The sequence below is a fragment of the Marivita sp. genome, from assembly GCF_020055675.1.
Classification (GTDB): domain Bacteria; phylum Pseudomonadota; class Alphaproteobacteria; order Rhodobacterales; family Rhodobacteraceae; genus Marivita.
The window spans coordinates 1-7362 of the sequence record NZ_JAIPUS010000054.1; the positions used below are offsets into that span (position 1 = coordinate 1).

9 protein-coding genes and 1 CRISPR repeat array are annotated in these 7362 nt (G+C 55.7%); of the genes, 2 read left to right on the forward strand and 7 right to left on the reverse strand.

From position 1 onward, the window contains the following. Positions 1-747: direct repeats of the CRISPR family, unit length 27 nt; unit sequence CTCCCCGCCGGATAGGCGGCTGAGAGA. Between the two features lie 460 nt (positions 748-1207). From LCF59_RS17085 to LCF59_RS17105, 5 genes are all read right to left on the reverse strand, one after another. Then, positions 1208-1801, reverse strand: a complete 594-nt coding sequence (locus LCF59_RS17085) for a recombinase family protein (protein ID WP_292288828.1) — start codon at positions 1799-1801, stop codon at positions 1208-1210. A gap of 121 nt (positions 1802-1922) precedes the next feature. Beyond that, positions 1923-2540 carry a plasmid pRiA4b ORF-3 family protein gene (locus tag LCF59_RS17090; protein ID WP_292288829.1) on the reverse strand — a complete coding sequence of 206 codons (618 nt, stop codon included), beginning with the start codon at positions 2538-2540 and terminating at the stop codon, positions 1923-1925. 8 nt (positions 2541-2548) lie between these two features. After that, positions 2549-2716 (reverse strand): hypothetical protein, encoded by a 168-nt coding sequence (locus LCF59_RS17095; protein ID WP_292288830.1) that lies wholly within the window; start codon positions 2714-2716, stop codon positions 2549-2551. Continuing rightward, positions 2713-3339, reverse strand: a complete 627-nt coding sequence (locus LCF59_RS17100; protein ID WP_292288831.1) for a phosphoribosyltransferase — start codon at positions 3337-3339, stop codon at positions 2713-2715. The genes LCF59_RS17095 and LCF59_RS17100 overlap by 4 nt, the downstream gene beginning before the upstream one ends. Beyond that, entirely contained in the window at positions 3323-4009 is a 687-nt protein-coding gene (locus LCF59_RS17105; protein WP_292288832.1) for a DNA-processing protein DprA, read from the reverse strand. Before LCF59_RS17105 ends, LCF59_RS17100 begins: the two co-directional genes overlap by 17 nt. Positions 4010-4296: 287 nt before the next feature. Here LCF59_RS17105 and LCF59_RS17110 point away from each other — a divergent pair, with 287 nt between their 5' ends. Together LCF59_RS17110 and LCF59_RS17115 are read left to right on the forward strand one after the other, a co-directional pair. Next, positions 4297-5025, forward strand: a complete 729-nt coding sequence (locus LCF59_RS17110; RefSeq protein WP_292288833.1) for a ParA family protein — start codon at positions 4297-4299, stop codon at positions 5023-5025. Beyond that, a complete protein-coding gene (locus tag LCF59_RS17115; protein WP_292288834.1) occupies positions 5022-5333 on the forward strand; it encodes a hypothetical protein in 312 nt (103 codons plus the stop codon). The genes LCF59_RS17110 and LCF59_RS17115 overlap by 4 nt, the downstream gene beginning before the upstream one ends. 99 nt (positions 5334-5432) lie before the next feature. Here the strand turns inward: LCF59_RS17115 and LCF59_RS17120 are convergent, their stop codons facing one another. Continuing rightward, a complete protein-coding gene (locus LCF59_RS17120) occupies positions 5433-6506 on the reverse strand; it encodes a replication initiator protein A (RefSeq protein ID WP_292288835.1) in 1074 nt (357 codons plus the stop codon). 580 nt (positions 6507-7086) lie between these two features. Beyond that, on the reverse strand, positions 7087-7362 hold a 276-nt coding region (locus tag LCF59_RS17125), incomplete at its 5' end, for a hypothetical protein (RefSeq protein WP_292288836.1).

A 7362-nucleotide genomic window follows, 5' to 3' on the forward strand; every position in this document is an offset into this window, starting at 1 on the left:
CTCCCCGCCGGATAGGCGGCTGAGAGAGCTATCAGGCGAGCGTTGGCTTCCCACTCAGGCCTCCCCGCCGGATAGGCGGCTGAGAGATTCACCGCACGCGCCGCTGCCTCCTCGATACTCCTCCCCGCCGGATAGGCGGCTGAGAGATTATGGGTTGCCGCAAGACCAAATTTGCGAATCCTCCCCGCCGGATAGGCGGCTGAGAGAAGTTGTCAGCAAGCGGCGCATCGGTAACTACCCCTCCCCGCCGGATAGGCGGCTGAGAGAGATTACCGCACGCGGGTGCTGCACAAGCCCTGCCTCCCCGCCGGATAGGCGGCTGAGAGAAATGTGGAATGCCCGGATGCCCGCAGCGGTTCCCTCCCCGCCGGATAGGCGGCTGAGAGAGATTACGAAGCCCGCATACTCGCAGCCCTTGACCTCCCCGCCGGATAGGCGGCTGAGAGATGAATTGACGGCCTTGTCCCTACGCGCCTTGACCTCCCCGCCGGATAGGCGGCTGAGAGATACCACGTAGAACCCGCGCCTGACCCGCGTCCCCTCCCCGCCGGATAGGCGGCTGAGAGACTCCTATCCATCTCGGCATGTGCCATGTCGTCCCTCCCCGCCGGATAGGCGGCTGAGAGAAGCCCCAAGACCGCCGCGACAGCGCCGCCAATCCTCCCCGCCGGATAGGCGGCTGAGAGATGCATGGCGCGGTTGAACGCGGCGGCGGTGTGCCTCCCCGCCGGATAGGCGGCTGAATTCTGCAGGTACATGGCGACGTTATCTGCGGGGAACTTGAAACCCCTTCCATCTGAGACGCGTTCAGCACTGACTGGGTATTTCGGCCTGTTGGGATTGATGGCGACAATGCGGAACAACTCATCCTTTGACCGGAAGGTGCGGCCATAGTCTGAGGGCTCTAGCCCAAAATGAGGTGCAAGAACCTCGAACATGGCCTTGTCCGGGGAATAGATCGCGCCGTCCTCCTGCGGGATGCCGACGCGGAAGCTGATCTCAAAACTGTGGCGCAGGTCGATATTCGCGAGATCGCCCCCTTCGACTGTCAGCCCGTGGGTTTCTGCCACTGCAAGGCATGCCTTCATCATGTCCTTGCGCAGCCGATCGCAAAGCTCTGGGGTCAGGTTACGTGGTGGTGGCACCTTGACCTGTGTTTGCGCAGGCGCCTTGGACGCGGACGGCTGTCGCTTGCGTGGGGGCTTTTTCATGCAGTCCGCCCCTCTATGATCTTGTTGCTCTTCAGCATTTCAGCCTTTGCTTTATAGACAGTCCCGCGCGAGACCCCCATCTCGCGGGCAATTTCCGTTGGAGAGAGGCCTGTACCAAGCTTGGCCCGAATGGCGGCCATGTCGATCTTGGGTGGGCGACCCCGATAGACCCCTTTGCGTTTGGCAGCCTTGATACCTTCGGCCTGCCGCTCGCGGCGGAGGTTGGTCTCAAACTCCGCAAAGACGCCAAGCATGTCGAAGAACGCTTTGCCCGTCGCCGTGGAGGTATCCACGGGCTGCTCGGTGGCCGCCAGATGGGCACCCTTTTCCTTCAGCCTGGCGACAATAGCCTGAAGATCCTGCATCGAGCGGGCCAGTCGGTCGATCCGAGTGACCACCAAGGTTTCACCTGGATGGATGAAGTCGAGGATCGTCTTCAGCTCGGGACGACCCTCAAGCGTGGCCCCACTTCGCTGTTCTTGGCGCACCATCCCACATCCTGCGGCTGTCAGCGCCTCGATTTGGGCATCGAGGTTCTGATCGACGGTCGATGTTCGGGCATAGCCGATTTTGGGGCTCGATCTGTTCATTTTGGGTGTGCCTATGACGATATGTGTTCAATATATCAAAATAGGCCCAAAGTGAACAGATATTCCACGGCGGTTGGTGTTCATGCGCCGCGCTGCTTTGAGTATACTCTAAATGACGCTTCTAGCCCTCCATAACCCAACGTGATGTCCGCCGTGTCTTTTGCCTTTGCAGTTTCGTGAACTGCTCACTGACAGCATCGGCGTGAATTTCATCATGATCCCAATCAACGTATCCGGCCTCTTTGCCCCACTCGTGTTCTGGATGATTTGCGTCATGACGCGCCTCCTTGAACGCCTCGTACATTGGTGGGCCACCAATATCTTCAGGGGGCGTCGCCCACTGACCGCCGACAAAACGTGGCAAAGGTTCAGCCGGCTCGACCGAACGCTTTGAAACCAGCTCGACGCGATGGACCCAGTCATCTCCAAAATCGTAGGTGTAAGTCACAGGGGGAACCTTGGCGTTCAAGAAGAAGTCGAGCTTCTTCGTGGTGACTTCCATGATCGGCGGGTCGAACATCGGTTCCATCCAAAACTCTCCGTACTTCCTCTCATATTTGCGATCACCAACCCGGAAATCCCAAAGGTGCATGTCGTTCCACAGGAAGGCCGCCTGAATAGCATCGTGCAGGTGTGGCAAGGTCTTGTCCGACCGGATCTCGATTCCACGCCACGGCGCGGGATCGACATGCTCAAGGGTGATTTTCAGCCGCAGGACTTGCGGTTCTCTTTTCGCCATGAATGCCTCTATGCGACCATGGGTTCGAAATCGATCCGCTTTTCCAGATCGACCTCGAACCGGCCATAGGGGTTGATGTGGAGGTAGATGAGCGGGGAGAGGCCGCGATAGTCCTCGGGGGACAGACGCGCGACCACCTCGGGGTTGCGCAAGACGGATTGCACCATCACATTCACGGATCGCGATGCGTCTTGCCTGATGGATAGCCAACGATGATACCGATGGCGGGGTCGACAATCCTTTCAATGTTCTCTTGCAAGCCTTGAGTACGGATCATTGCAAAGATACGAATTTCAGCCTGTGGACAGGCTTGTCTCAGAAGTTCGGCGCATGCGAAGCATGTGCGTCCCATCGTCAAAACATCATCAACAAGCGTAATTTTTTCCGGCGGAAATAAGGGCACATTGGCTTGGATCGTCTCCATATGCTCAGTGTATAGGGGACGGTCGGCGGCGGGAGCACTGGACGATCTCGTAACCGCCTGGACACGCTCCAGATATGGTTGGACTTCTCTACCGAAGCCATGCGCATGTAATACGTCACAGATCACCCTACCCGGCCAAAGAGCATCGTCCTTCAAAGGTGCTGAGCGCGGAATTGGGATAAACGTCACATCCGGTGCAAGAAACGGTTGAAGGATGGCGGATACTGGATTGTTCAGATGCGGGATCGCAGATTCAATGATGTTGATCCGCCCGGCTTTGATGCCACCGCATGTTCCGCGTGAGCGCACCGAAAGCTCTGATCGTCCACGAGGAGAATAATTCGCGAATGTGCCGTACTCATAGCTCGAAGGCACGCACGCCCCCGGCTGTGAAATTCGGAATGTCGAAGAGGATGTCCGGCAGATCGCTACGCTTCAAAACTTGCGCACCGTAGGCCAGGAGCTCTTTCGGCCAGGTCAAATCAGGATTGGTCGCAACATTCTCCAAGAGATAGACATGGCGACCCAAGCGGATCGCTTCCCATCCCTGGTGACGCGTACCGCTCTTCTCGCCAGCCTCGATCACGATTGTCGCATCACAGATCAAGGCCATCGTTCGGTTGCGTTGCGGGAAGTTCTGCGATCGGGAAGACGTGCCCTCCGGAAACTGCGACACGGCCAGATGATCGTGTTTGATCTCTTCGAGGATCTTGGCGTTTTTGGCCGGATAGGCTTTGCATAAAGGCGTTCCCAAGACAGCGATGGTGCGACCGCCCTCTTCGATCGCGGTGCGATGGGCGATCGTATCGATCCCTTCGGCCAAGCCACTGACTACGGTGATCCCCTGCTCCACCAAAGCCTTTGTGACAGCTCTTGCCCGTTTGATCCCGTCTTCGGTCGCTTTGCGCGAACCCACAACAGCCACGCGCGAGCCTTCCGTCAGCAAGGTGAGATCACCTTCTGAGAATAGCTTTTTCGGCGCGTTCTTGGTCTCGATCGGATTGAACGGTCCAAGGACAGTTTGTGTCTCAAGTTCTGCAATCATTGTTGGCTCATGTGACCGGTGCCCTCCCCTGTCTAGAGTAAACAAAATATCGTGGTTGGGCAATTTCCGATCACGCCTCCTAGCGTATCTGCATCGGGCTTCTCATCCAAACTGGAAAATGGCCTTTGCCTACAGCTTTCGACAAAAGCAAAGGCCGCACAGATGATAGGCACAATAACTCCAAAGTTAACGTTAACTCCAAAGTTAACGTTAACTCTAACATTGACTTTATCTCTAATGTTATCTTTATCTTTGACTTTAGAGGCAATGATGGCATCATAGACGCCATGTATGTCATCACCTTTGCAAACCCGAAGGGCGGATCAGGGAAAACCACATCCGCTATCCTCCTGGCCGAGCAGATCGCCCTCTCGGGCGGTCGTGTCGCAATCCTCGACCTCGACCCCAACGCCAACATCCTTGCCTGGGCGCAAGGGCGGAGCTCTGAGGAGCGCGACGTGCCTTTTATGGTACATGCCCGCCCTCAGGCCGAAGAGACCGTCGAGCTGATCGACAGTCTCTCCGAGGAGGCCGACTATCTGATCATCGATCTTGAAGGCTCGAAGGATCAGATCGTGACCTTTGCGCTGTCCCGTACTGATTTGTGCATCATTCCGCTTGACGGATCACCGATGGAAGCTCGCCAGGCAGCCGCTGCCGTTCGCTTGGTGCAGACCACATCAAACATGATCCGGACGCCAATCAGTTACAGCCTCTTGTTCACGCGCACGAATGCGGCCTTCCAAACCACGGATGAACGCGACGTGCGCAACGAGATGGAACTCAACAACATCCCAACCTTGCCTGTGCGGATCGCTAAGCGCGCGCCTTATACGCGGATATTCCGGGATGAAGTGCTTTTGTCTGAGTTGTCGGACATCGTTAAGCGTGAGACAGAAGGGAAGACGGCCTCTGTTAGAGAAAAAGCCCTCAAGCAGGTGACTGGTGCGATCGACAATGCCCGCGACTATGCCCAAGCCGTGATCCACAGCCTGACGAAAGAGAGGGCGGCATGAGCAAATATGGTTTCGGAGGAGGGATCGAACTTCCAAAACAAACCGAGCCGGCCAAGCCCAAGCCGAAATTAGAGCGCTCCAACGTCGAGAAGGCTGTCCAGGCAGGGTTAGAGCTCGGATTTGTCTCACGTGAACCCTCAGCCCGTTCAAAACCCGGTCCAAAGCGCACGGAGGAGCAAGACAAGGTGTCGATTCCAGGACCGAAACGCGTGATCGATGAATTCAGGAGCTATTGTCGCTCTGAAAATCTCACGCTTTGGCAGGGGCTCGAACAACTTCTGGAGGCTCAGAAGGGCAGGGGGGCTTGATCCCATTTTGGGTTTCAGGAACCGGCGCTCTTTGATGGTGACATAATCGACGTCATTTCACACACTGAATGTGCTGAACATCTCCATGAAATCAGATGGTTAGGGACGACCCCGCTTCTCATACCAGCTCTTACAGAACTTGATGAAATGCTTGGCGGGATGCTTGGGCTCGATCTCATTGTCACCCAACCAAACGCGCCATTCATGCTCAAGAACGTAAACATCCCAACCAGGCGCGACCGTCCGTGCGTCATGATGTGCATCCGAATCCAGCCTCCCGTCCCACGGCGGCGAAGCCGGTGTCTCCGTCATCGAGCCACGATTGCGAAATGTCACCATGTCGGTTTCGAGATCGAAGGACACGCTGTAATCCGGAAGGTGATCATAGGCCGCCAGGTCGCGGATCATCTGCCGAAACCGTTTGAGCGGGCTTTGCGATCCAGTTTTCTTCAACAAGGTCGGCAGACCGATTTTCCAGCTATCCTGAGACCCGCAGTGCTTGCGCGCGATCTCGTAGACACGCCGCTCAATCGGCTTGCGTAACCGGAAGTAATCGCGGTGCAGGGTCAACACCTCCATTGAGCGGATCGCGTTGAAGACCCAATCAGACAGCTTCACCTCGCACCATAAAAGCCGTCCATCCAAACCATGCTTTCGTCTGATCGAAGAGGCATCAATCAAGCCAAAGCCATCCATCTGCTCTTCATCACCCGAGCGGATATTAGTCCGAATCCGCGTGCCTTCGAGACGATCCAAGGCTTCAACAAGCGCCATGTAATCACGTCCACTGGTGCCCCGGTTGGTGAAGATCAGAAGGTCTCGGGAGTTGATCCGGACACGCGGCGAAACCGGCTCGTTGTTCTTGAGCTTGGCCATGATCTGCGAGATGCAGTAGATCAGAATGTCTTTATCATAAATCGTGGCTAAGCCTTTGACACTGGGTGTAATTTCGATCCAGTTTCCGTTATGCTCGTACCGTCTCACATTCGTCTCTGGTTTTTTTGAGAGCGAATAGAAGGGATGTTCCATATGAGCCATCATGTCCTTCAAGACCGCATCAGCGACGTCACAGATGAACAGGTCGTGCTGCGGGTGGCGATCAGGGATGAGGGGCAGGGGAGCCTTCTCCTCTGTTTGGGTAAAGAGATCGAGATTCGTGGTTTTAGTGTCCATGCTTGATATTCGTGGTATTAGGTACCTCCCGTCAAGGTTCGTGGTATCAGTTACCCACAGAAGGATTCGTGGTTTTAGTTACCGAAATCAGGATTTCAGTTACCGAGATTCGTGGTTTTAGTTACCGACCTGATTGAATTATTGTTTTGAAACAAAAACTTACGACGCATTATCCACTGCTTAACACATTATTTAACCCATATTTAACACACTCAAGATGGGCCAAAAATTTTCTTTCGTGGTTTCACACACCGCCTAACGTGGTTTCACACACGCAGAGATCATCGAAGATTCCAGCTTCAGACTCACCAAAGATCAGGCGGGGGAGGATGATGTCAGAGCTTCGAGCACCGCTTCGCCTTGTCTGATGCCCTTGAGTGCTTCGAGAACCCGGCACAAGGGGTGGGTGCTCGCCATGCTCACCGGGGCATGCGCCCCGCTTGCGCGTGGCTCTGCTCCCGCTGCGCGCCCTTGCACCGGAACCATCGAACCCCTCTGGTCGGGATCAGGCGAAGACGGCTCCGAAGATCAGGCACACCTCCTCAAAGGCCAGTTCTTTCCCAAACGGGGGACCAAATGCCTAGAAGGGAATATCCGGATCGTCACGCATGAACGGAAAGAGCTCTTCAAGCCGCCGACGCGGGTTGTCTTCAGGGGGCACTTGATCGGCCTGGTTGTGCTCATCCTCAGGCCATTCATCCGTACGCAAACCCCTGATCTGGCTTTCCAGGCTGCTGACCTTGCTGGAAAGGCCTGAAACGGTCCCTTGAAGGGAACTCATGTTACTCTTCATGGAACTGTAGTTGTTCTCCAACGTCATGATTCTGGAATCATGGGAGGCCAATGTTGTTTTCAC